The sequence below is a fragment of the Lysobacter sp. M15 genome (assembly GCF_022662515.1).
Taxonomy (GTDB): domain Bacteria; phylum Pseudomonadota; class Gammaproteobacteria; order Xanthomonadales; family Xanthomonadaceae; genus JAKPBU01.
On sequence record NZ_JAKPBV010000012.1, the window covers coordinates 142,758 to 165,731 of the forward strand.

18 protein-coding genes and 1 pseudogene are annotated in these 22,974 nt (G+C 67.5%); 12 read left to right on the plus strand and 7 right to left on the minus strand.

The window, feature by feature from the left end; translation table 11 throughout:
- Positions 1-33 precede the first annotated feature (33 nt).
- Complete coding sequence (gene fnr, locus MC380_RS12280) at positions 34-795, minus strand: fumarate/nitrate reduction transcriptional regulator Fnr (protein WP_242101650.1); 762 nt, start codon at positions 793-795, stop codon at positions 34-36.
- A 181-nt stretch (positions 796-976) separates the two neighbouring features.
- On the opposite strand from fnr, the gene queD reads away from it, so the two are divergent.
- On the plus strand, positions 977-1,342 hold the full coding sequence (gene queD, locus MC380_RS12285) for a 6-carboxytetrahydropterin synthase QueD (protein WP_242101651.1): 366 nt from the start codon (positions 977-979) through the stop codon (positions 1,340-1,342).
- Positions 1,343-1,473: 131 nt separating this feature from the next.
- Entirely contained in the window at positions 1,474-1,899 is a 426-nt protein-coding gene (locus MC380_RS12290; RefSeq protein WP_242101652.1) for a phasin family protein, read from the plus strand.
- Positions 1,900-2,018: 119 nt separating this feature from the next.
- Here the strand turns inward: MC380_RS12290 and MC380_RS12295 are convergent, their stop codons facing one another.
- From MC380_RS12295 to MC380_RS12305, 3 genes and pseudogenes are all read right to left on the minus strand, one after another.
- On the minus strand, positions 2,019-2,456 hold the full coding sequence (locus MC380_RS12295) for a nuclear transport factor 2 family protein (protein WP_242101653.1): 438 nt from the start codon (positions 2,454-2,456) through the stop codon (positions 2,019-2,021).
- Positions 2,453-5,589 (minus strand): annotated as a pseudogene (locus MC380_RS12300) (multidrug efflux RND transporter permease subunit). Before MC380_RS12300 ends, MC380_RS12295 begins: the two are co-directional and overlap by 4 nt.
- Positions 5,590-5,595: 6 nt before the next feature.
- Entirely contained in the window at positions 5,596-6,777 is a 1,182-nt protein-coding gene (locus tag MC380_RS12305; protein ID WP_242165091.1) for an efflux RND transporter periplasmic adaptor subunit, read from the minus strand.
- A gap of 140 nt (positions 6,778-6,917) precedes the next feature.
- On the opposite strand from MC380_RS12305, the gene MC380_RS12310 reads away from it, so the two are divergent.
- Positions 6,918-8,108 carry an efflux RND transporter periplasmic adaptor subunit gene (locus MC380_RS12310; protein ID WP_242101656.1) on the plus strand — a complete coding sequence of 397 codons (1,191 nt, stop codon included), beginning with the start codon at positions 6,918-6,920 and terminating at the stop codon, positions 8,106-8,108.
- A gap of 57 nt (positions 8,109-8,165) precedes the next feature.
- Entirely contained in the window at positions 8,166-11,345 is a 3,180-nt protein-coding gene (locus MC380_RS12315) for an efflux RND transporter permease subunit (protein WP_242101657.1), read from the plus strand.
- Positions 11,346-11,502: 157 nt separating this feature from the next.
- Here the strand turns inward: MC380_RS12315 and bioD are convergent, their stop codons facing one another.
- Positions 11,503-12,174: a dethiobiotin synthase gene (bioD, locus tag MC380_RS12320; protein ID WP_242101658.1), complete on the minus strand. Its 672-nt coding sequence runs from the start codon at positions 12,172-12,174 to the stop codon at positions 11,503-11,505.
- A 225-nt stretch (positions 12,175-12,399) separates the two neighbouring features.
- On the opposite strand from bioD, the gene MC380_RS12325 reads away from it, so the two are divergent.
- Positions 12,400-12,885, plus strand: a complete 486-nt coding sequence (locus MC380_RS12325; protein ID WP_242101659.1) for a GAF domain-containing protein — start codon at positions 12,400-12,402, stop codon at positions 12,883-12,885.
- Positions 12,882-13,256, plus strand: coding sequence for a TfoX/Sxy family protein (locus MC380_RS12330; RefSeq protein WP_242101660.1), 375 nt, complete (start codon positions 12,882-12,884; stop codon positions 13,254-13,256). Before MC380_RS12325 ends, MC380_RS12330 begins: the two co-directional genes overlap by 4 nt.
- A gap of 89 nt (positions 13,257-13,345) precedes the next feature.
- On the opposite strand, the gene MC380_RS12335 is transcribed toward MC380_RS12330, so the two are convergent.
- Positions 13,346-14,452, minus strand: a complete 1,107-nt coding sequence (locus MC380_RS12335; protein WP_242101661.1) for an aromatic ring-hydroxylating dioxygenase subunit alpha — start codon at positions 14,450-14,452, stop codon at positions 13,346-13,348.
- Positions 14,453-14,500: 48 nt separating this feature from the next.
- Positions 14,501-16,345, minus strand: a complete 1,845-nt coding sequence (gene glmS / locus MC380_RS12340) for a glutamine--fructose-6-phosphate transaminase (isomerizing) (protein ID WP_242101662.1) — start codon at positions 16,343-16,345, stop codon at positions 14,501-14,503.
- 184 nt (positions 16,346-16,529) lie between these two features.
- Between glmS and MC380_RS12345 the strand changes: the two genes are divergently transcribed.
- From MC380_RS12345 to MC380_RS12370, 6 genes are all read left to right on the plus strand, one after another.
- Positions 16,530-17,822 carry an efflux RND transporter periplasmic adaptor subunit gene (locus MC380_RS12345; RefSeq protein ID WP_242101663.1) on the plus strand — a complete coding sequence of 431 codons (1,293 nt, stop codon included), beginning with the start codon at positions 16,530-16,532 and terminating at the stop codon, positions 17,820-17,822.
- Positions 17,823-17,824: 2 nt separating this feature from the next.
- Positions 17,825-18,043, plus strand: a complete 219-nt coding sequence (locus MC380_RS12350; RefSeq protein WP_242101664.1) for a hypothetical protein — start codon at positions 17,825-17,827, stop codon at positions 18,041-18,043.
- A 39-nt stretch (positions 18,044-18,082) separates the two neighbouring features.
- Complete coding sequence (locus tag MC380_RS12355) at positions 18,083-18,817, plus strand: ABC transporter ATP-binding protein (RefSeq protein WP_242101665.1); 735 nt, start codon at positions 18,083-18,085, stop codon at positions 18,815-18,817.
- An 87-nt stretch (positions 18,818-18,904) separates the two neighbouring features.
- Positions 18,905-20,215, plus strand: a complete 1,311-nt coding sequence (locus MC380_RS12360) for an ABC transporter permease (RefSeq protein ID WP_242101666.1) — start codon at positions 18,905-18,907, stop codon at positions 20,213-20,215.
- 82 nt (positions 20,216-20,297) lie between these two features.
- Positions 20,298-21,521 (plus strand): FtsX-like permease family protein, encoded by a 1,224-nt coding sequence (locus MC380_RS12365; protein WP_242101667.1) that lies wholly within the window; start codon positions 20,298-20,300, stop codon positions 21,519-21,521.
- A gap of 86 nt (positions 21,522-21,607) precedes the next feature.
- Positions 21,608-22,942 carry a sigma-54 dependent transcriptional regulator gene (locus MC380_RS12370; protein ID WP_242101668.1) on the plus strand — a complete coding sequence of 445 codons (1,335 nt, stop codon included), beginning with the start codon at positions 21,608-21,610 and terminating at the stop codon, positions 22,940-22,942.
- Positions 22,943-22,974 lie beyond the last annotated feature (32 nt).

Here is a 22,974-nt window from a genome sequence, read left to right on the forward strand (position 1 = left end):
TTCGTCCAGCGTTTGCGGGGCCTAGTCGCTGGCTCAGGCGCGACCGCGGCGCCTGGGTTCGTCGTGCTCGGCGCTGTGCGCGCGTCGATCGAGCTCTTCCGGACCGATGATGTCGATCCGGCGGCCGACGACTTCGATCACCCCGTCCTCCTGCAGCCGGGTGAAACCGCGGCTCACCGTTTCCAGCGCCAGGCCGAGGTAACGCGCGATGTCCTCGCGGCTCATGGGCAGCTTGAACCGCGTGGGCGACAGGCCAATGTTGCGATATCGCTCCGACAGCCCGTGCAGGAACAGGGCGATGCGCTCGCCGGCCTGACGGCGCACCAGCATGCCCAGGTGGTCGTGGTCGCGCCCCACGCTCTGGCCGATGATGCGCAGCAATTGCTGCTGCAGACCGGGCAACTGCGTCGCCACTGCGGCGAGCTGCTCGAAGGGCACCTCGCACACGTTGGCCGCGGTCAGCGCTACCGCCTCGCAGCGATGGGTACCTGCGGCCAGCGCGTCCAGGCCGACGAGTTCCCCGGCGAGATGGAAACCGATGATCTGCTCATCGCCCTCCTCGCTGATGCTGACGGTCTTGAACGCGCCATCGCGGGCCACGTACACCGCGCTCAGTGGGTCGCCGAGCCGGTAAAGCCGTTCACCCGGGGCCACCGGCCGGCGTCGGCGGACGATGTCGTCGAGCTTCCTCAGCTCGTCCTGGCTGATGCCCGCCGGCAGGCACAGCTGCTGCAGCGAGCAATGCGCGCAGCCACGCCGGAGCGCTGCAAGATCGAGAACGGGAGCGTCCGGCATGCCGATATGGTGCCATGGCCGGTCGCGCAGAGCGGAACCACGGTCGTCGGCCCATGCTCGCCCATGCGCCTGGTCGTTTCGGCCGCGTGTACCATGCAGCGCCTCATCTGCTCCGGTTCGCCGTCCTGGACGGGCGCCGGAGTTCAAGTTTCGCGGTTGCACGGCGCCGCCCGGGTCGTCCATGGACATCTTCAAGATCTTCACCATCGAAGCCGCACACCGGCTGCCCAACGTGCCCGAAGGGCATAAGTGCGCGCGCCTGCACGGGCATTCGTTCCGGATCGAACTGCATGTCGCCGGCGAGCTGGACCCGCACACCGGCTGGGTGATGGACTTCGCCGACGTCAAAACCGCCTTCGAGCCGCTGTATCGCCAACTCGACCATCACTACCTCAACGACATCCCGGGCCTGGACAATCCCACCAGCGAGCGCCTGGCGGTGTGGATCTGGGAGCGGCTGAAGCCAGCCCTGCCCGGGCTGGACGAGGTGGTGGTGCACGAGACCTGCACCGCCGGCTGCCGTTACCGCGGCCCAGGGCGCGTTTAACCGGCTGAATCCCAACGGCTTCTGAATCCGCCGACGAACGGTCGCGGATAATGTTGCACCGCAACATAGACCCCGGTATGCTGCACCGCACAAAACCGGCATTCCCTGCCGGGCACCGCAGAGGACCCGCCATGTACCAGTTCGACAACACCGCTTTCAGCGGCGCGCAGTCGCAGTTCAACGCCGCCACCCGCCAGTTCGCCGACGTCGCCGGCCAGATCAACCGCCTGGCCCTGGAAAACGCCGAGAAGGCGTTCGGCCTGCAGCTGGCCACGTTCGAAGAGAACATCGCCGCCGGTTTCGCCTTCTGGAGCGAAGTAGCTGAAGTGCGCGATTTCGACGGCCTCAAGGCCGTTTGGCCGAAGGGCGTGCAGGTTGCGCGCGAGAGCGTCGAGCGCAGCGTCAGCGCCGGCCAGGAAGTGTTCGGCCGCACCGTGAAGACCAACGAGGCCATCGGCCAGATCGCCAAGGGCCAGTTCGAGGCCGCCACCGCCAAGGCTTCGGCCGAAGTGGAAAAGGCGACCCAGACGGCCACCAAGAAGGCTACCCGCCGCTAAGCCGCACCGGCACCCGGCCTACGGGTGTCTGCAAGCAGATCGCGCGCTTCTCTCTCCCGCGCGCACAAGGAACCCGGCAGCCCCCTGCCGGGTTTTTTGTTGCCTGACGCGGGCGTTGGTCAGGCGCCGTCGCGCGTCAGGATCGCCTGCAGCGTCTCGTGTGCGATGGGTGCGGACGTGTGCTCGTGGAAGATCTCCCACTCGCCGGCCTGCCGGCGCAGCGCCAGGGTGATGCGGTTATCCAGCGTGCGCAGCGTCTGCCCTGCGGCCGACACCGCGGTGTAGGTCAGGGTCGCGTGGCCGATGGCGAGCGCATCGGCAACACTGGCCTGCAGGGCGCTCCAGGTGACGACTACCTGTTCGTCGCCGAGCGAATCGAACCAGCTGCCGGCCATGTCGCGCCAGGCCTCGATGCCGTGCAGCGACCATGCGCCCCACATGTCGAAGACCCGCACGTCCTCGGCGTACAGCGCGGCGAACGCATCGACGTCCTTGTCCCGCACGGCCTGCGCATAGCGTGCGAGCACGGTTTCGACCGGGCCATCGGCCGCACTCACGCGGTATCGGCCTCCAGTCGCGGCGGTTCGTCCAGCTTGTCGCCCAGGATGCGCCGCACCACCACATAGAACACCGGAATCAGCAGCAGCCCCAGGAAGGTCGCGAACAGCATGCCGCCGATCACGCCGGTGCCGATCGCGTGGCGGGCATTGGCGCCGGCGCCGCTGGAGATCGCCAGCGGGAACACGCCCATGATGAAGGCGAACGATGTCATCAGGATCGGCCGGAAGCGCAACTTGGCTGCCTCGATCACCGCGTCGCGCAACGGCTTGCCCAGTTGCCGTTCGGCGATGGCGAACTCCACGATCAGGATCGCGTTCTTGGCCGCCAGGCCGATCACCGTGATCAGGCCGATCTTGAAATAGATGTCGTTGGGCAAGCCGCGCAGCAGCGACAGCGCCACCGCGCCGAGCACCCCCAGCGGCACCACCAGCAGCACCGCGACCGGCACCGACCAGCTCTCGTACAGCGCCGCCAGGCACAGGAACACCACCAGGATCGACAGCACCATCAGCATCGGTGCCTGGCTGCCGGACAGGATTTCCTGGTAGGACTGCCCGGTCCAGTCGTAGCCGAAGCCGTCGGGCAGGTCGTTCTCGACGATCTGCGCGATCGCATCCATCGCCTCGCCCGAACTGCGGCCGGGTGCGGGCTGGCCGTTGATGTTGACCGCCGAGTAGCCGTTGTAGCGGGCCAGCGACGGCGGCGCGCTGATCCAGCTGCCCGTGACCACGTTGGACAGCGGGATCATCGCCGCATTGCCGTCGGCGGCGGTGGCCGTGCTCGGGGTATAGAAGCGCGACAGCGATTCGGGTCCGGTGCGGAACGGGGCGTCGGCGCGCATGTTGACCCGCTTGACCCGGCCTTCGTCGACGAAATCGTTGACGTAGACCGAAGCCAGCATCAGCTGGATCGCGTTGTAGATATCGCCCACCGACAGGCCCATGGCCTGCGCCTGCACCCGGTCGACCTCGAGCTTGAACTGCGGTGCATCGGCCAGGGTGTTGGGGCGTACCTGGGCCAGCGCCGGATTGCGACCAGCCGCGCCGAGCAGTTCGCCCATCGCCTGGCCCAGGGCCTGCCGGCCCCGCCCGGTGCGGTCCTGCAAGTACATGTCGAACCCGCCGAACTGGCTCAGCCCGCGCACCGTGGGCAGGTTGACCACGAAGATCTGCGCGTCGCGGATGCCCTGCAACGCGCCGTTGGCCTGCTGGATGAACTCGGTCGCGGTGTTCTCGCGCTCGTCCCAGTCCTTGAGCCGGACGAAGGCCATGCCCACGTTCTCGCCCTGGCCGACGAAGCTGAAGCCGACGACCTGCATCATGCTGTCGTAGCCTTCGATCTTCTCCATCCTGCCGCGCACCTGCTCGAACACGCGCTGGGTGCGTTGCAGCGTGGCACCGGGCGGCAGCTGCACGATCGTGAGCGCATAACCCTGGTCCTCTTCCGGCAGGAAGCTGCCAGGCATGCGCATGAACAGGAAGCCGCACAGTACCGCCAGCACCGCGAATACCAGCATCCAGCGCGGGGCATGGCTGACCGCGCTGCCGATGTGGCCGACATAGGTCCTGACGGTGCGATCGTAGACCTTGTTGAAGGCCCGGAAGACGATGTTGCGTGAGGCGTGATGGCCGCTGGGCTTGAGCATGCTCGCGCACAGCGCCGGGGTGAATCCCAGCGCGAGGAAGGCCGAGAAGCCCATCGCCATCGCGATGGTCACCGCGAACTGCTTGTAGATCGCGCCGGCGCTGCCGCCCTGGAACGCGCTGGGGATGAACACCGCCGCCAGCACCACCGTGATCGCCACCACCGCGCCGGTGATCTGGCCCATGGCCTTGCGCGTGGCTTCCTTGGGCGAGAGTCCCTCCTCGGTCATGATCCGTTCGACGTTCTCGATCACCACGATCGCATCGTCCACCACGATGCCGATCGCCAGCACCATGCCGAACAGGCTGAGCTGGTTGATGCTGAAGCCGAACGCGTACATGCCCAGGAAGGTGCCCATCAGCGCGACCGGGATCACCAGGGTCGGGATGATGGTGGCGCGCAGGTTCTGCAGGAAGATCAGCATCACCAGGAACACCAGCGCGATCGCTTCGAGCAGGGTCTTGACCACCTCCTCGATCGAGATCCGGACGAAGGTGGAGCTGTCGAACGGCGAGAACCAGGTGACGCCTTCGGGGAAGGTTTGCTGCAGCTCGTCCATGCGTGCGCGCACTTCCTCGGCCACCCCCAGCGCATTGGCGCCGGGCGCCAGGATCACCGCGAACCCGGCTGCGGGGATGCCGCTCCAGCGCAGGTCGAAGCCGTGGACCGAGGTGCCCTTCTCTACCCGCGCCACGTCGCGCAGGCGCACGGTGGTGCCATCGCTGTTGGCACGCAGGACGATGCCGCCGAACTGCTCGGCCGTGCTGTAGCGTCCTTCGGCGGTGACCGTGGCGGTGAAGGCCTGTTCCTCCGGCGACGGGGCCGCGCCCACCGAGCCGGCGCGAACTGCACGTTCTGACCGCGCACCGCGGCGAGCACCTGGCTGGCCGACAGGCCATAGCCCTGCAGCTTGTCGGGGTTGAGCCAGATGTTCATCGCGTATTCGCCGCCGAACAGCCGGGTGCTGCCGACGCCGGGGACGCGCGCGATCTGGTCGAGCACGCGCGAGGCGATCAGGTCCGACATCGCCGCCCGGTCGTAGGCTGGGTTGGTGGATCGCAGTGCCGCCACCATCAGGAAGCCGGTGCTGTTCTTTGCCACCACCACACCCTGCTGGATCACCTCGGTCGGCAACCGTGGCGTCGCCAGCGAGACCTTGTTTTGCACCTGCACCTGGGCGATGTCCGGATCGGTGCCCGGCCTGAAGGTCAGGGTGATCGACGCGCCACCGCTGGCGCTGGACGAAGAGCTGAAATATTCGAGGTTGTCGATGCCGGTGAGCTGCTGCTCGATCACCTGGGTGACCGCGCGCTCGGTGGTTTCGGCGCTGGCGCCCGGATAGGTCGCGTTGACCGTCACCTGCGGCGGGGCGATCTCCGGATACGACTCGACCCCGAGATTGAGGATGGCGAGCACGCCACCCAAGGTGATCAGGATCGCGATGACCCAGGCGAACACCGGGTGGTTGATGAAGAACCGGGACATCGTTGCTCAGCTCTCGTCCGCGGCGGACGTGTCGTCCTGCTTCGCGGAGGGCTGCGCAGCGGGTTGCGTATCCGGCTTCCAGGGCACGGCCTTGGCCGGCTGACCGGGTTGCGCCTTCTGCACACCGGAGACGATCACCTGGTCTCCGGCCGCAACGCCGCTACTCACGACCCAGTTCGCGCCCTGCGCCTGCTCGGCGGCGATGTCCTTGCGCGCGACCTTGCTGTCCCTGCCGACCACCAGCACGTAGGCGCTCTTGGTATCGCGCTGGACCGCTGCCTGCGGCACCAGGAAGACGCCGCGCTGTTCGCCCATCGTGGCCTTCAGCGTCACATAGGTGCCGGGCAGCAGGCTGCGGTCCGGGTTGGGAATGCGTGCGCGCAGCGAGATCGCACCGGTGGCGGGGTCGACCACGTCGCCGGAGAAATCCAGCGTGCCCATGCGCGCGTACGGCGTGCCGTCGGGCAGGATCACCTGCACGTCGGATTCGCTGCCTGCGCCAGCGGCCTGTCCCCTGCGAACCTGCTCCAGCTCGGACACGCCAAGCGAGAAATTCACGTACAGCGGGTCGATCTGGTCGACCGTGGTCAGCAGGGTCGCGCTGCCCTCCCCGACCAGGGCGCCTTCGGTCACCTGCTGCTTGCCGGCGCGGCCATCGATCGGTGCGCGCACGCTGGCATAGCCCAGATTGATTTGTGCCGACTGCACCGCGGCCTTCGCCGACTGCACCGACGCCGACGCCGTGCGTTCCGCGGCCAGCGCATTGTCGTAGTCGGCCTGCGAGATGAACTTCTGCGGCAGCAGACCACGCGCACGGTCGGCAGCCGCCTTCGCGTTGACGTAGCTCGCCTGCGCCTGGGCCAGCGCGCCCTGGCTCTGCGACAGCGCCGCCTGCAGCGGCGCAGGATCGATCACGAACAGCAGCTGGCCCTTGCGGACGTCGCTGCCTTCCTCGTAGACCCGACGCTGCAGGATCCCGGCCACGCGGGCGCGCACATCCGCGCTGCGGAACGGGGCAAGACGCCCGACCAGATCCTTGGTGATGGCCACGTCCGCGGGCTGCAGCGTCACCACCCCGACTTCTGGCGCTGGCGTCTGCCCGCCTGCCCCCGCAGCCTTGTCTTCGCCGGAACATGCGGCGAGCAGCGCCAGGGCCAGGCTGAGGACGACCGCGGTGCGTGCGCGCATGGATGTTTCCGTTCGCGAAGAATTACTATACTGCGCAGTCTAGCTTTGACGCCCCATCCCGCCCGTGCCGGAAGTCAGGCTCCAGCGGCAGCCAGCGCACACCCCCTTCCGTTCGAACGACGATTCCAAGGATCCCCCGCATGTCCACCCCCAAGCCCAAGCGCCCCGCTTCCACGCGCAAACGCATGATCTGGATGCTGATCGGCGCCCTGGTGGTGTTCGGCGGCGTGTTCGGTGTCAAGGCCATGATGAGCGCCGGCATGAACACGTTCTTCGACAACATGCCGCAGCCGGCGGTGGCGGTGAGTTCCTACGTGGCCAAGACCCAGCGTTGGAGCGACGACGCCGAAGCGGTGGGCACCTTCGTGGCGATCAACGGCACCGATGTCACCACCGAGGCCGGTGGCGTGGTGCGCTCGCTCGAGTTCGAAGCCGGTCAGCCGGTGCAGGCGGGCGACGTGCTGCTGCGGCTCAACACGGCCAACGAGGAAGCCACCCTGCGCTCGCTCGAGGCCGCCGCAAAGCTCGCCGCCGTGCAGCGCGACCGCTGGCAGCAGCTCGCCAGGGACCAGCTGGTGTCGAAGGACGAAGCGCAGACGCGCGCCACCAATGCCGCCACCGCCCAGGCCCAGGCCGAGGCCCAGCGTGCGCTGATCGCGCAGAAGACCATCCGCGCGCCGTTCTCCGGCGTGCTCGGCATCCGCAAGGTGAACCTGGGCCAGTTCGTCAACCCCGGCGATCCGATCGTGAGCCTGCAGGCGCTCAATCCGATCTACCTCGATTTCACCCTGCCCGAGCAACACATGGGCAAGGTGATGGAAGGCACTCCGGTGCGCGCCACGGTCGATGCGATCCCCGGGCAGGTCTTCGAGGGTCGGATCACCGCGATCGAACCGCTTGTCGACTCGAACACGCGCAACTTCACCGCCCAGGCCACCTTCCAGAACCCCAATACGGCACTGCGCCCGGGCAGCTTCGCGCACGTGAGCTTCGACCTGGGCGGCGAACGCGACGTGGTGGTGATCCCGCAGACTGCCGTCAGCTTCAATCCGTACGGCAATGCGGTGTTCGTGATTTCCAAGACCAAGCGCGCCGAAGGCGAGAAGGACATGCAGGGCAAGCCCCTGACCGGCGACAAGCTCATCGTCAAGCAGCGCTTCATCAAGACCGGCGCCACCCGCGGCGACCTGATCGCGGTCACCGACGGCCTGAAGGCCGGCGAACAGGTCGTGACCAGCGGCCTGCTCAAGCTGCGCAACGACGCCGAAGTGACGATCAACAACAAGGTGCAGCCGGCGGCCGATGCGCGGCCCGAAACCCAGAACCGCTGACCGGCCCTTCCCCCACCCGGCCCACCGCCGCCAGCGGCGGTGGGAGCGAGTCGCACGATGAAATTCACCGACATCTTCATCAACAAGCCAGTGCTGGCGATCGTCGTCAGCCTGTTCATCCTGATCTTCGGGATGCGCGCGTTCACCGAGCTCAACGTGCGCCAGTACCCGGAGCTGCGCAACGCGGTGGTCAACATCAGCACCGTGTACTACGGCGCCGACGCGGACCTGATCCAGGGCTTCATCACCACGCCGCTGGAACGCGAGATCGCCAGTGCCGAGGGCATCGAGTACATGAGCTCGACCAGCTCGGCGGGCGTGAGCTCGATTCAGGCCTACATCCGCCTGGACCAGGATCCGAACGAAGCGCTCACCCAGATCGCGGCCAAGGTCAACAAGATGCGCGGCCAGCTACCGCCGGAGTCGGAGGATCCGGTGATCGACCTGCAGCAGGGCCAGCAGATCGGCGCGATGTATCTGTCCTTCGCCAGCGACACCCTCGACAACAACCAGATCACCGATTACCTGACCCGGGTGATCCAGCCCAAGCTGGTCACCGTGCCGGGCGTGCAGCGCGCCGACATCCTCGGCGCGGGCACGTTCGCGATGCGCGTGTGGCTGAAACCCGACCGCATGACCGCGCTCAAGGTGACCGCCAGCGACGTGAACAACGCGCTGCAGTCCAACAATGTGCTCTCGGCCGTGGGTTCGACCAAGGGCCAGATGGTCGCCATCGACATGACCGCGCGCACCGACCTGCGCACCGCCGAGGAATTCCGCAAGCTGGTGATCCGCGAGCAGGACGGCGCGATCGTGCGCCTGGGCGACGTGGCCGACGTGGTCCTGGGTTCGGAAACCTACGGCACCTCGGTGCGCATCAACGGCGAGGCGGCGACGTTCGTGGGCATCTTCGTCGCGCCCGATGCCAACTCGCTCGACGTGATCAAGAACGTGCGCAAGCTGTGGGACGACCAGATCGTGCCGCAGCTGCCACAGGGCATCAAGGGCACGATTCCCTACGACAGCACCGAGGCGATCCAGGACGCGATCAACGAAGTGATCACCACGATCGTGGAAGCGGTGATCATCGTGATCGTGGTGATCTTCCTTTTCCTGGGCTCGCTGCGCAGCGTGCTGATCCCGGCGGTGACCGTGCCGCTGTCGCTGATCGGCTCGCTGTTCCTGATGCTGCTGATGGGCTTCACCATCAACCTGCTGACCCTGCTGGCGATGGTGCTGGCGATCGGCATCGTGGTGGACGATGCGATCATCGTGCTCGAGAACATCCATCGCCACATCGAGGAGGGCATGAAGCCCTACGACGCCGCGATCAAGGGCGCGCGCGAGCTCGCCTGGCCGGTGGTGGCGATGACCACGACGCTGGTGGCGGTGTATCTGCCGATCGGCTTCCAGGGCGGCCTGACCGGCATCCTGTTCACCGAGTTCGCCTTCACCCTGGCCGGGAGCGTGCTGCTGTCGGGCGTGATCGCGCTGACCCTGTCGCCGATGATGAGCGCCAAGATCCTCAAGCCGCATGGCGAAGGCGGCAAGGGCAGGCTCGAGGCGTGGCTGGACGAGAAGTTCGACTGGCTGCGCCACGGCTACCAGCGCAAGCTGCACGGCGCGCTGGAAACCAAATCGGTGATCGCCGTGTTCGGTGCGATCGTGCTGGTCAGCTGCGCGTTCCTGTACATGACCGCGCCCAAGGAGCCCGCGCCGCTCGAGGACGAGGGCTTCATCTTCTCGATCGGCAGCGCCGACCCGTACTCCACGCTCGACTACGTCGAACGCTACACCGAGGAGATCACCAAGCTCGCCAAGACCGTCCCCGAGGTCCAGGACTACTTCCTGTTCAACGGCGGCTTCGGCGGCAGCGGTGGCGGGGCCAGCCCCAGCGCCATGGCCGGCTTCGTGCTCAAGCCCTGGAGCGAGCGCGACATGTCGACCAAGGCGGTGCTGGAGCAGAAACTGCAGCCGCAGATGTCGCAGGTCACCGGACTGAACGTGTTCGCGCTGGTGCCGCCTTCGCTGCCCAGCGCCGGCGGCGACGGCGGCGGCGAGTTCATCATCGGCGGCGTGGGTGAGCTGAGCCAGCTCAGCGAGCTCGCCGACGCGATCCTGGCCAAGGCGATGGAAAGCAAGCGCTTCATCTTCCTGGACAAGGACCTGAAGATCGACAAGCCACGGATCGAGGTGAACATCGATCGCGACAAGGCGGCTTCGCTCGGCATCGACATGCGCACCCTGTCCGCGGACATGGCGGCGATGCTGTCGGGCGGCTATACCAACCGCTTCGCGATGCAGAACCGGTCCTATCTGGTGATCCCGCAGGTGCAGCGCAGCGACCGGCTCAACGCCAGCGCGCTGGAGAACTACTACACCCGCACCCGCGACGGCGAGCTGATCCCGCTGTCCACGATCGTCACCCTGAAGGAAAGCGCGCAGCCGCAGTCGCTCAAGCGCTTCCAGCAGCTCAATGCGGTGTCGATCACGTTCGCGCCGCGGCCGGGCGTGAGCAAGGGCCAGGCGCTGGAGATCCTGGACCAGGCGGCGAAGGAAGTGCTGCCGCAGGGGTTCACCGTGGACTACGCCGGTGAATCGCGCCAGTTCAAGCAGGAAGGCTCGGCCATGCTGGTGACCCTGGGCCTGGCGCTGCTGGTGATCTTCCTGGTCCTCTCCGCCCAGTTCGAGAGCTTCCGCGATGCGCTGATCATGCTGCTGACCGTTCCGATGGCGATCTGCGGCGCCCTGCTCACGCTCAACATCCTGGCGATCCTCAGCGGCATCCTGGGCATGAGCGGGATCGAGGCCTTCCCCGGCATGAGCATCAACATCTACACCCAGGTCGGCCTGGTGACCCTGGTGGGCGTGATCTCCAAGCACGGCATCCTGATCGTGGAGTTTGCGAACAAGCTGCAGATCGAGCAGGGCCTGAGCAAGCGCGAGGCGATCGAGGAAGCGACCGCCATCCGCCTGCGCCCGGTGCTGATGACCACAGCAGCGCTGGTGTTCGCGATGATTCCGCTGTTGATCGCCAAGGGTCCGGGCGCTGCGTCGCGCTTCTCGATGGGGACGGTGATCGCCTCGGGCATGACCATCGGCACGATGTTCACCCTGTTCGTGCTGCCGGCCTTCTACCTCTACCTGGCGCGCGACCACGCCCACGATCGCGATCACGAAAAGGCGGCCGAGGCGGAGGCGGGCCACCTGCCGCCGCCGGAACCACAGCACGGCTGAGGGTCCGAACCAATCCGCGGGATACGAACGGGCGCAGCAATGCGCCCGTTCTGTTCTGGGGCGAGAACCAGTCTGCTGGACGAACGGCCTTTGTAGGAGCGCCGCTTCGGCGCGACCATGGCCTCCGGGACGTCTCTGTCGCGCCGAAGCGGCGTTCCTACAACAGCAGCGATACGTCGAGGTGAGATGCCAGCCGCACGGCGTTGGCGCCATGCGGCAGCATGCCCATGCACGGAACCGGCAACGCATCCTCCAACAGGTGGACATACTCGTCCGCGCGATCGAACGCCGGATCGACCGCGCTGCCGATCCATCCCACCAACCGACAACCGTCGCCTTCGATCGCCCGCGCGCTGAGCCGCGCGTGACTCAGACAGCCCAGCCGCAGCCCGACCACCAGCACGACCGGCAGCGCGAGCGCACGCACCAGCTCGGCCTGGTCCAGGCCATCGGCGAGCGGCGCGGCCCAGCCACCCACGCCCTCCACCACCACGTTGTCGGCTTGTGCGGCAATCCGGCGATACGCTTCGAGGATCGGCGCAAGCGTGACCGTCATCGCCGCATCGCGCGCGGCCAACTGTGGTGCGGTCGCAGCCGGCAACGCGTAGGGATTGTGCAAGGAATAATCGAAGCGCTCAGAACCCGCTTCGATCAGCGCCAGCGCATCGGCATTGCGCCACGCACCGCCGACCCGCTCGCAGCCGCTGGCGACCGGCTTCATGCCCACGGCGGTCCGGCCTTGCGCGCGCAGCGCATGCAGCAGTGCGCAGCTCGCGACGGTCTTGCCGATGCCGGTGTCGGTACCGGTGACGTACAAGCCCTGGTTCATTGCGGCCGCGACGCAGCGGCCGACGGCGCCGCCCGGCTCCGCATCGGCGGGAGGCCATGGATGATCGCAAGCCGCGGCGGCGGACACGGCAATGCCGCACCGGGCATGCCGACGGCGCGCATGAACGGGCGTCCACACAACCGGAGACCGTGTTCATACCGCTTTGCTTGATCGCCAGGCACCCTGCCCCCAGTACGGAACATCCGCATCGCCTACACTTCGTCCATGTTCACTGCTTCCTCGCTTACCGGCAACAAGGCCGAGCAGTACGCCCAGTTGTTGCAGCAGGCGCGCGCGCTGATGGCCGGCGAATCCGACCGGGTCGCCAACGCCGCCAACCTGGCAGCCCTGGTCTACCATGCGCTCCCGGATCTCAACTGGGTCGGGTTCTATTTCTTCGATGGTGTCGAGCTGGTGGTCGGTCCGTTCCAGGGGCTGCCGGCCTGCGTGCGTATCCCGCTGGACAAGGGCGTCTGCGGGGCAGCCGCGAGTACGCGGCAGACCCAGCGTATCGACGATGTGCACGCATTCCCGGGACACATCGCCTGCGACTCGGCGTCCAATTCCGAGCTGGTCGTGCCGCTGGTCGCGGCCGACGGCAGCCTGCTCGGCGTGTTCGATCTCGACAGTCCGAAGCATGCACGCTTCGATGCCGACGACCAGGCTGGCCTCGAAGCGCTCGCCTTTGCGTTGATACAGTCATTGCCATGACTTCCACCGCCGACAAGCTCCGCAATGTGGGACCCAAGAGCGCCGCCTGGCTGCGCCAGGTCGGTCTGCGCACGCGTGCGGACCTGGAGGCGGCCGGCACCGTGGATGCATTCATGCGCGTGAAGCGCGCCGGCTTCAAGCCCAGCATGAACCTGCTCTATGCGCTGGAAGGCGCCCTGCTCGACTGCCATTGGCAGGAGGTGCCGCACGCGCGGCGCGAACAGCTGGTGGCCGAAGCCGAGGCGGCGATCGCCCTGCTGCCGCCGCCACGCGGACGCCCGGCGGCCGGTCCGGTCACGACCACGCATATGGAGCAGGATGAGGCCCCGATGCCTGCCTTCTTCGACGAGCCGGACGCGCAGGATCACTGAGTCGGCCCCGTGGGAGCGAGCTTGCTCGCGATCGCCTTCCCGCAAAACCACCCAAAGCATTCGCACCGGAGGCCGCTCCGGCGACACTGTCACGCTCCCGCGGACAGATCCGCGTGCAGTAGGCGGTGGAACAGATGCTCGCCGGCTTCGCGTCGCGCGGACAGGCGACCGGTCGAATACGCGCGCGAGCGCAGACCGCGCTGCACCGAATGGCAGATCGCCATGTCCTCGTCCTGGACCACGTCGCCGACCGCGATGCTCGCCAGGTTCTGCCCGCGTGCAGCCTCGGACACGTCGGCGAACCAGAAGTCGAAGATCACCTCGGTCCGGTCCACGCCGAGCGGGCGCACGATGTTGGTATCGAGCTTGCCCTCGTACCAGTTGAGCATGAAGTTGGGGTGGAACCAGTAGTACAGCGCGCGATCGCCGCCGCGCACCGCGGAGAACGTCGCATCGTCGCCCTGCACCACCGGGCTCGACTGCAGGCAATGGCGCGGACCGTTCTCGATGGTGTAGCGCTTGAAGTCCAGCACGCTGTTCAGCCCCTTGTGCAGGTGCGGGACGTGGTAGCCGCCGTCGAGGTAGTTGTCGACGAACACCTTCCAGTTGCAGTCGAAGATGTAGTGACGGCGCTCGAACCAGTGCAGCGTGTCCAGCCGCAGCGCGCGCAGCTCGGCCATCACCGTCTCGCCGAAGTACTCCGCCAGCGACGGGCCGCCGCGCTCGAGCCGCACGAACACCCACTGTTCCCATTCCTCGACATCCACCGGCACCAGGCCGTGACCGGCGCGGTCGAAATGGCACTCTTCGAGGAATCCGGGCGTGCCCTTGAGCGCACCCTCTAGGGTGTAGGTCCAGCCGTGATAGGGACAACGCAGGTTCTTCGCGCAGCCCTGCTCGGCGGTCATGACCGCGGCGGCATGGTGCCGGCAGACGTTGAAGAAGCCGCGCAGCACCCCGTCCTCGCCGCGCACCACCAGGATCGGTTCGCCGGCGATCTCGCAGGTGGCATAGTCGCCCGGCGCACGGACCTGGTCCGCACGCGCGGCAAACTGCCAGGTGCGGGCGAAGGTGGTCTGCTTCTCCAGCGCGTGGATCCGCGGATCCACGTACCAGGAGGCCGGGATCGTGCTCGCTTCGGCCAGCGGCAGCGTCGGGTCGTACGCGTCGATCAATCCGGCGACCGAAGTGGACATGCAGGGCTCCTGGCGTGAGGTGCACGCCAGTTTAGCCCGCCGCGCAGGTCACTCCACGGTCACCGACTTGGCCAGGTTGCGGGGCTTGTCGACGTCGGTGCCACGCGCCAGCGCGGCGTGGTAGGCGAGCAGCTGCACCGGGATCGCGTGCACGATCGGGCTGAGGATGCCGACGTGGCGCGGGGTGCGGATCACATGCACGCCTTCGGATTCGCTGAAATGGCTGTCGGCATCGGCGAACACGTACATCTCGCCGCCGCGCGCGCGCACTTCCTGGATGTTGGATTTGACCTTTTCCAGCAGCGCGTCGTTGGGCGCGATCACCACCACCGGCATGTCGCTGTCGACCAGTGCCAGCGGCCCATGCTTGAGCTCCCCGGCGGGGTAGGCCTCGGCATGGATGTAGGAGATCTCCTTGAGCTTGAGCGCGCCTTCGAGCGCGATCGGGTAGTGCACACCGCGGCCCAGGAACAGGGCATGCTGCTTGGGCGCGAATCGCTCGGACCAGGCGATGATCTGCGGCTCCAGGTTGAGCGCGTGCTGGACGCTGCCGGGCAGGTGCCGCAGCGCCTCGATCAGTTCGGTTTCCTTCGCATCGTCCAGCCGCCCGCGCAGCTTGGCCACGGTGCCGGCCAGCGCGAACAGCGCCACCAGCTGGGTGGTGAAGGCCTTGGTCGACGCCACGCCGATCTCGGCGCCGGCGCGGGTGTAGAACACCAGCTTGCTGGCGCGCGGAATCGCGCTCTCTGGCACGTTGCAGATCGATAGCGTGCGCGCATGGCCCAGCGCCTTGGCGTACTTCAGCGCCTCCATCGTGTCGAGCGTCTCGCCCGACTGGGAAATGGTGACGACCAGCTGGTTGGGGTTGGCGACGACTTCGCGGTAGCGGTACTCGCTGGCGATGTCCACCGCGCACGGGATCCCGCACAGGGCCTCGATCCAGTAACGCGCGGTCAGGCCGGCGTAGTAGCTCGTGCCGCAGGCGAGGATCTGGATCGCCTCGATGCCGTCGAACACCGATTCCGCGTCGGCTCCGAACAGCGCGGGGTCGAATGCGTTGCGGTCGGCAATCGCCTCGATCGTGTCGCCGATCGCGCGCGGCTGTTCGTGGATCTCCTTCTGCATGAAGTGCCGGTACGGCCCCAGCTCCAGCGATGCCAGCGACACGTCCGAGACATGCACTTCGCGCTCGACCGGCTGGTCGTCGGCACCGAAGACGCGTACCGCTTCGCGCGTGACTTCGGCAGTGTCGCCTTCCTCGAGGAAGATCACCCGGCGCGTGGCCTGCACGATCGCCGACACGTCCGAAGCCACGAAGTTCTCGCCATCGCCCAGGCCGATGAGCAGCGGACAGCCCATGCGCGCGCAGACCATGCGTCCGGGCTCCTTGCGGCTGACCACGGCCAGCGCGTAAGCGCCATGGAGTTCCTTCACGGTCTTCTGCAGCGCCGCCAGCAGGTCGTTGCCCTGCTGCAGGTGATGGTGGATCAGATGCGCGATGACCTCGGTATCGGTCTGCGACTCGAATGCGTAACCCAGCGCGCGCAGGCGTTCGCGCTGCTGCTCGTGGTTCTCGATGATGCCGTTGTGCACCAGCGCCACACCGTGGCTGATGTGCGGGTGCGCATTGCCTTCGGTCACCCCGCCGTGGGTCGCCCATCGGGTGTGGCCGATGCCGAGGCTGGAGTGAAATGCCTCGCTGGTTGCCGCCGCTTCCATTTCGGAAACGCGGCCAGTGCGGCGCACGCGGCGCACGTCGGGACCATCCGCGGCCCCGGCATCGACGATGGCGATGCCCGCCGAATCGTAGCCCCGGTATTCGAGCCGTTTCAGGCCCTCGATCAGGACGGGAACCACATCGCGATTCGCGATCGCGCCGACGATGCCGCACATGGAAGAAGCCCTTTGTTTGTCGTTTGCAGTGTAAACGGCGAAACCCGGCAACAGCGTCCGCGCGGACGCTCCGACCGTCCGGACGGACACTTCGTTCCGGATTATTTTCCATATAAATCAATCTGTTGCGATTGGCACGCCGATTGCTTTGTACCTGGGTAATCCCCAGCAGAGCCCGCATCGCATGGAACAACGCGCCCGCATCCGCGACACCGCCGGCCAGGACACGGTACTGGCCGCGCCGCGTGCCAGCCGCCAGCGCAAGGCCTGGTTGGCCGGCGCCATCGGCGGGGCGCTGCTGCTGGCGCTGCTTGCATGGGTGGTCAGCGGCTGGGCAAGCGGCGGTCGCTCCTTCGATGCCGAGCGCCTGCGCGTTGCCGAGGTGAAGCGCGGCGACCTGGTGCGCGACCTGTCGGCGGACGGCCGCCTGATCGCGGCCAACAGCCCGACCCTGTACGCGATCGCCGCCGGTACAGTCGCGCTGAAGGTGGTGGCCGGCGACCGGGTCAGGAAGGGCCAGGCGCTGGCGGTGATCGACAGCCCAGAACTGCGCAGCAAGCTGGTGCAGGAGGAATCCACCCTCGCAAGCATGGAAGCCGAGGCCAGCCGAGCGCTGCTCGATGCGCAGCTGTCGCGTTCGAATGCACGCAAGCTGCTCGACCAGGCGCAGATCGACCGCACCGCTGCGGAACGCGACCTGCAGCGCTTCCAACGCGGGTTCGATGGCGGCGCGGTGCCGCAGGTCGACCTGTCGGCCGCGCAAGACACCATGAAGAAATCCGAACTGGGTCTCTCGGCGGCGCAGCGCGAGTTCCGCCTGCAGTCCGAAGGCGCGGGCCTGGACGCGCGCAACAAGCGCCTGCTCGCCGACCGGCAGAAAGCGGTGGTGGCCGAGCTGCGCCGCCAGGTCGACAAACTGACCGTGCGCGCACCGTTCGACGGTCAGGTCGGCCAGGTGCAGATCGCGCAGGGCACCAATGTCGTCGCCAACGGCCCGGTCATGAGCGTGGTCGACCTGTCCATGTTCGAACTGGAAATCAAGGTGCCGGAAAGCTTCGCCCGCGATCTGGGCATCGGCATGCCGGCCCAGGTCGTCAGCACCGGCACCGCCTATGCGGCCGAGGTCTCGGCGGTGTCGCCCGAAGTGGTCAATGGCGAGGTCAATGCGCGCCTGCGGTTCGCCGAAGGCAAGCAGCCGCCCGGCCTGCGCCAGAACCAGCGCCTGTCCGCGCGCATCGTGCTCGACACGCGCCGCAACGTCTTGATGGTCGATCGCGGTCCGTTCCTGGAACAGGACGGCGGCCGCTTCGCCTACGTCGTCGACGGCAGCCAGGCCGTGCGTCGCCCCATCCGCACCGGCGCCAGCAGCCTGTCGTCGGTGGAAATCGTCTCGGGCCTGCAGGCGGGCGACCGCATCGTGGTCTCGGGCACCGACTTGTTCGACAACGCGGACCGGGTCCGCATCCACGGAGACTGACCATGGCTGTCCAATCCAAGCAAGACTTCCTCGCCTTCCCCGCGCAGCTGCACTGGAGCGCGCAGGACCTCGCCGACGCCGTGCCGCTGCGCCTGTTCGAGCTCTTCGCCTTCGATCCGGCCGACGCGATGCCCAGCGCCAATCGCACACCCGCGCGCACGCATCGCCGCGGCTACCTGCCTACCGCGCCGCTGTCCACGCTGTTCCACGTCCGCGGCTGAACCGCCGCCGGCGTTCCCGCCTTCTTCCTGGAGTCTCCCATGCTGCAGATGCAATCCGTCGCCAAGGTCTACCGCACCGAGCTGGTCGAAACGCATGCGCTGCGTTCGCTCGATCTGCACGTGGCCGAGGGCGAGTTCGTCGCCGTTACCGGTCCGTCCGGTTCGGGCAAGACCACGTTCCTCAACATCGCCGGCCTGCTGGAAACCTTCACCGGCGGAACCTACCTGCTCGACGGCGCGGACGTGCGCGGCCTGTCCGACGATGCGCGCAGCCGGCTGCGCAACCAGAAGATCGGCTTCATCTTCCAGAGCTTCAACCTGATCCCGGACCTCAACCTGTTCGACAACTGCGACGTCCCGCTGCGCTACCGCGGCATGCCCGCGGCCGAACGCAAGCTGCGGATCGAGGATGCGCTTGGACTGGTGGGCCTGGGCTCGCGGATGAAGCACTTCCCGGCCGAGCTGTCGGGCGGACAGCAGCAGCGCGCTGCGATCGCACGCGCTCTGGCTGGAAGTCCACGCCTGCTGCTCGCGGACGAACCCACCGGCAACCTGGATTCGCAGATGGCGCGCAGCGTGCTGGAGCTGCTGGAGGACATCAATGCGCAGGGCACCACGATCGTGATGGTCACCCACGATCCGGAGCTGGCTGCGCGCGCGCAGCGCAACGTTCACATCGTCGACGGCATGGCCACCGATCTGTCGGTGGAACCCGGCCTGGCGCGCGTCGCGCGCGAATCGCGGATGTCCTCGGCGATCGCGACCGAATCCTGACGCGCCGCGCCCGCCGTACAGCCCGACCACCCGATCGACTCGCTTTCCGCCCCCAGAACCACGGCCCACGCGCCCACGGAGCCCGCCATGTTCGGCTACTACCTCAACCTCGCCATGCGCAGCTTCCGGCGCAACAAGGTCCTCACTGCATTGATGGTGCTGGCGATCGCGCTGGGCATCGGCGCGGCGATGACCACGCTCACCGTGTTCTACGTGCTGGCGGGCGATCCCATCCCGCAGAAGAGCGACAAGCTGTTCTACCCGCGCATGGATCCGCGCTCGATGAACGGCTTCACCCCCGGCGACGATCCGGAAGAACAGATGACGCGTTTCGATGCCGAAACGCTGCTGCGCGACAAGCGCGGCGATCGCCAGGCGATGATGACCGGCGGCGGTCTGGCGGTGGAAGCGCAGGACGGCAAGCTTGATCCGTTCTCGGTCGATGCCCGCTACACCTCGTCCGACTTCTTCCCCATGTTCGATGCGCCCTTCCGCTTCGGCTCCGGCTGGAGCGCGGCCGATGACGAGGGACGCGCGCGGGTCGCCGTCATCTCGCGCGCGCTCAACGACAAGCTGTTCGCGGGCGGCAACAGCGTGGGCAAGACCTTGCTGGCGAACAGGGTGCAGTTCCGCATCGTCGGTGTGCTCGACGAATGGCGGCCGACGCCCAAGTTCTACGATCTCACCAACGACCGCTTCACCGAAGTCGAGCAGGTGTTCGTGCCGTTCCAGACCTCGCGCGCACTGGACCTGGGCAGCCAGGGCAACATGAGCTGCTGGGGCGACAGCGGCTCCGACGAGGAAGGCTCGCAGGGCCTCAATGCGCCCTGCACCTGGCTCCAGTACTGGGTGGAGCTCGGCAGCCCGGAAAAGGTCGCGGCCTATCGCCAGTACCTGGAGAACTATTCCAACCAGCAACGCGCGGCCGGACGTTTCGAGCGGCCCACCAACATCCGGCTGCACAGCGTCATGGAATGGCTGGACGAGCGCGAAGCGGTGCCCGGCGACGTGCGCCTGCAGATGTGGCTGGCCTTCGGTTTCCTGCTGGTCTGCCTGGTGAACACGGTCGGCCTGCTGCTGGCCAAGTTCCTGCGGCGTTCGTCCGAGATCGGCGTGCGCAGGGCATTGGGTGCATCGCGGCGCGCGATCTTCGCCCAGTGCCTGATCGAATCGGGCGCCGTGGGTCTGGCCGGTGGCATCGCCGGCCTGGGCCTGGCCCTGCTCGGCCTGTGGGCTGTCCGTCAACAACCGGCCGACTACGCCGAACTCGCGCACCTGGATGTGCCGATGCTGCTGACCACGTTGGCGCTGGCGCTGGTCAGCAGCGTACTGGCGGGCCTGCTGCCCGCATGGCGCGCCATGCAGGTAACGCCGGCCATCCAGCTCAAAACGCAGTAGGTCGGGGCTACGCCCCCCGACGCCCAGCAATTCGGAACTTTCGCACCGCCTGGGATATAGGCCCCACCCACAGGACACGCCCATGGACATCCGCCCCATCCTTTCCACGTTGAGCCGCCACAAGACCGCGGCTTCGCTGATCGTGCTGGAGATCGCGCTGTCGTGCGCGATCATCTGCAACGCGGTCTTCCTGATCAGCCAGCGCCTGGAGCGCATGCAGCGCCCCACCGGCATGGCCGACAGCGAACTGGTGCGCATCAACGTCGCCGGCATCGGCGAGGACGAGAACGCCGGCGCGCTGGTCAAGCAGGACATCGCCGCGTTGCGCAACCTGCCCGGCGTCGAGGCGGCGACCAGCCTGAACCACGTACCCTTCGACAATTCGTCGTGGAACAGCTCGATCAGCCTGCAGCCCGAGCAGCCCATGCCGAACCTCAACAGCGCGGTCTACCTGGGCGAGAACCTGGTGCACACGCTCGGGCTTCGGATCGTCGAAGGCCGCGACTTCAAGCCCGACGAGTATGCGGACTGGGAGGCGCTCAACGAGCCCGATTCCAAGCTGACCGTACCGGCCGCCATCCTGACCCGCGAAGTGGCCGAGAAACTTTTCCCCGGCGAGAGCGCGATCGGCAAGAACATCTACAGCTGGAACTCCAACGACGCGCCGCACCGCGTGGTCGGCGTGGTCGAACGGCTGATCCGCCCCAACGACAACGGCGGACCGGCCGAGAGCGGATATTCGATGCTGCTGCCGGTGCACAACGTCACCATGGGCCGCTTCGCGCTGCGCACCGAACCCGGGCGTCGTGCCGAGGTGCAGAAGGCCGCGGTCGCGGCACTGGAGCGCAACAGCGCGCGCCGCATCATCCTGCGCGAGGGACCCTTCACCGAGGTCATCGAGACCTATTACCGGCAGGATCGCTCGATGGCCTGGCTGCTGGTGGCGGTGTGCATCGCGCTCCTGGTCGTGACCGCGCTCGGCATCGTCGGCCTGGCCAGCTTCTGGGTGCAGCAGCGCACCAAGCAGATCGGCGTGCGCCGTGCGCTGGGGGCCACCCGCGCCCAGATCCTGCGCTACTTCCAGACCGAGAACTTCCTGCTGGCCACGCTCGGCATCGTGCTGGGCATGCTGCTGGCATATGCCATCAATCAGCTGCTGATGGGCAAGTACGAGCTCCCACGCCTGCCGCTGCTGTACCTGCCCGTGGGCGCGGTGGCGCTGTGGCTGCTGGGGCAGATCGCGGTGTACTGGCCCGCGCGACGCGCGGCGTCGGTGCCACCAGCGCTGGCTACCCGCAGCGTTTAACCTGTGCGCGCCGGGGCTGCGCCCCCGGCGCGGCGCGCACATGTTCCTTCGAGCCGCCGGGCGCGTAGGCCCGGCCGACGGTAGCCATGCCCACCATCCTGATCATCGACGACAACCCCGCGGTCGCCACCGCACTGGAAACGCTGTTCTCGCTGCACGATTTCGACACCGCCAGCGCGCAGTCGCCCGAGGAGGGATTGGCGCGACTGCGGCGCGGCGACATCGACCTGGTGATCCAGGACATGAACTTCCATGCCGATACCACCTCCGGTGACGAGGGCGTGGCGCTGTTCCACGAGATCCGTGGCGAGCACCCCGACCTGCCGGTCATCCTGCTCACGGCGTGGACCCATCTGGAAGCGGCGGTCGACCTGGTGCGCGCCGGCGCCGCCGACTATCTGTCCAAGCCATGGGACGACCGCAAGCTGCTGGCCACGGTCAACAACCTGCTCGAACTGGGCGAGTCGCGCCGCACCCTGATGGCCGAGCGGGCCGGAGAGCGCCAGCGCCGCGATGCGCTGCTGCGCGACTACGACCTGCGCGGAATCGTGTATGCCGACCCGGGCAGCGAAGCGGCGCTGATGCTCGCCTGCCAGGTGGCACGCTCGGACCTGCCGGTCCTGATCACCGGCGCCAATGGCACCGGCAAGGAACGTTATGCCGAGATCATCCACGCCAATTCCGCGGTGCGGAACGGGCCGTTCGTGCCGCTCAACTGCGGCGCACTGCCGGCAGACCTGATCGAAGCCGAACTGTTCGGCGCCGAGGCCGGCGCCTACACCGGAGCCAACAAGCCGCGCGAAGGCAAGTTCGAAGCCGCCGACGGCGGCACCTTGTTCCTGGACGAGATCGGCACCCTGCCGGCCGCCGGCCAGGTCAAGCTACTCAGAGTGCTGGAAACCGGCCGGTTCCAGCGCCTGGGCAGCAATCGCGAGCGCACGGTCAAGGTCCGCGTGGTCAGCGCCACCAATGCCGACCTGGCGGCCATGATCGCGCAGGGCACGTTCCGGGAGGATCTGTACTACCGGCTCAATGCGATCGAACTGCGGTTGCTGCCGCTGGCGCGGCGGCCACGCGACATACTGCCGCTGGCGCGCCATTTCCTGCCGGCGGACAAACATCTGCACGAGGGCGCCGAACGCGCGCTGTTGCGCCACGCGTGGCCCGGCAACGTGCGCGAGCTGCGCAATGTCGTGCAGCGCGCGGCGCTGCTGGCCCAGGGCGACACGATCCGCGAGCAGGATCTGCATCTTCCGGTCGCCGCGGCCGCGCCGGTGTCCGGCGACGAGCCGGACCGCGCCACGATCGAGGACGCGCTGGCGCGCAACGGCGGCGTGCTTGCCCAAGCGGCCGCCGACCTGGGCCTGTCGCGGCAGGCGCTGTACCGGCGGCTCGAGCGGCTCGGCATCGGCCGCGGCTAGGGCTGACCGCGCATGCGCTGGCGTACACGAGT

What these genes read in the sequence shown, in the direction of transcription:
- bioD (WP_242101658.1), bottom strand. Translation starts at nt 12,174, where the DNA reads ATGAACCAGGGCTTGTACGTCACCGGTACCGACACCGGCATCGGCAAG.
- MC380_RS12355 (WP_242101665.1), top strand. Translation starts at nt 18,083, where the DNA reads ATGCTGCAGATGCAATCCGTCGCCAAGGTCTACCGCACCGAGCTGGTC.
- MC380_RS12350 (WP_242101664.1), top strand. Translation starts at nt 17,825, where the DNA reads ATGGCTGTCCAATCCAAGCAAGACTTCCTCGCCTTCCCCGCGCAGCTG.
- MC380_RS12335 (WP_242101661.1), bottom strand. Translation starts at nt 14,452, where the DNA reads ATGTCCACTTCGGTCGCCGGATTGATCGACGCGTACGACCCGACGCTG.
- queD (WP_242101651.1), top strand. Translation starts at nt 977, where the DNA reads ATGGACATCTTCAAGATCTTCACCATCGAAGCCGCACACCGGCTGCCC.
- MC380_RS12305 (WP_242165091.1), bottom strand. Translation starts at nt 6,777, where the DNA reads ATGCGCGCACGCACCGCGGTCGTCCTCAGCCTGGCCCTGGCGCTGCTC.
- MC380_RS12360 (WP_242101666.1), top strand. Translation starts at nt 18,905, where the DNA reads ATGTTCGGCTACTACCTCAACCTCGCCATGCGCAGCTTCCGGCGCAAC.
- MC380_RS12315 (WP_242101657.1), top strand. Translation starts at nt 8,166, where the DNA reads ATGAAATTCACCGACATCTTCATCAACAAGCCAGTGCTGGCGATCGTC.
- glmS (WP_242101662.1), bottom strand. Translation starts at nt 16,345, where the DNA reads ATGTGCGGCATCGTCGGCGCGATCGCGAATCGCGATGTGGTTCCCGTC.
- MC380_RS12290 (WP_242101652.1), top strand. Translation starts at nt 1,474, where the DNA reads ATGTACCAGTTCGACAACACCGCTTTCAGCGGCGCGCAGTCGCAGTTC.
- MC380_RS12310 (WP_242101656.1), top strand. Translation starts at nt 6,918, where the DNA reads ATGTCCACCCCCAAGCCCAAGCGCCCCGCTTCCACGCGCAAACGCATG.
- MC380_RS12345 (WP_242101663.1), top strand. Translation starts at nt 16,530, where the DNA reads ATGGAACAACGCGCCCGCATCCGCGACACCGCCGGCCAGGACACGGTA.
- MC380_RS12330 (WP_242101660.1), top strand. Translation starts at nt 12,882, where the DNA reads ATGACTTCCACCGCCGACAAGCTCCGCAATGTGGGACCCAAGAGCGCC.
- MC380_RS12365 (WP_242101667.1), top strand. Translation starts at nt 20,298, where the DNA reads ATGGACATCCGCCCCATCCTTTCCACGTTGAGCCGCCACAAGACCGCG.
- MC380_RS12370 (WP_242101668.1), top strand. Translation starts at nt 21,608, where the DNA reads ATGCCCACCATCCTGATCATCGACGACAACCCCGCGGTCGCCACCGCA.
- fnr (WP_242101650.1), bottom strand. Translation starts at nt 795, where the DNA reads ATGCCGGACGCTCCCGTTCTCGATCTTGCAGCGCTCCGGCGTGGCTGC.
- MC380_RS12325 (WP_242101659.1), top strand. Translation starts at nt 12,400, where the DNA reads ATGTTCACTGCTTCCTCGCTTACCGGCAACAAGGCCGAGCAGTACGCC.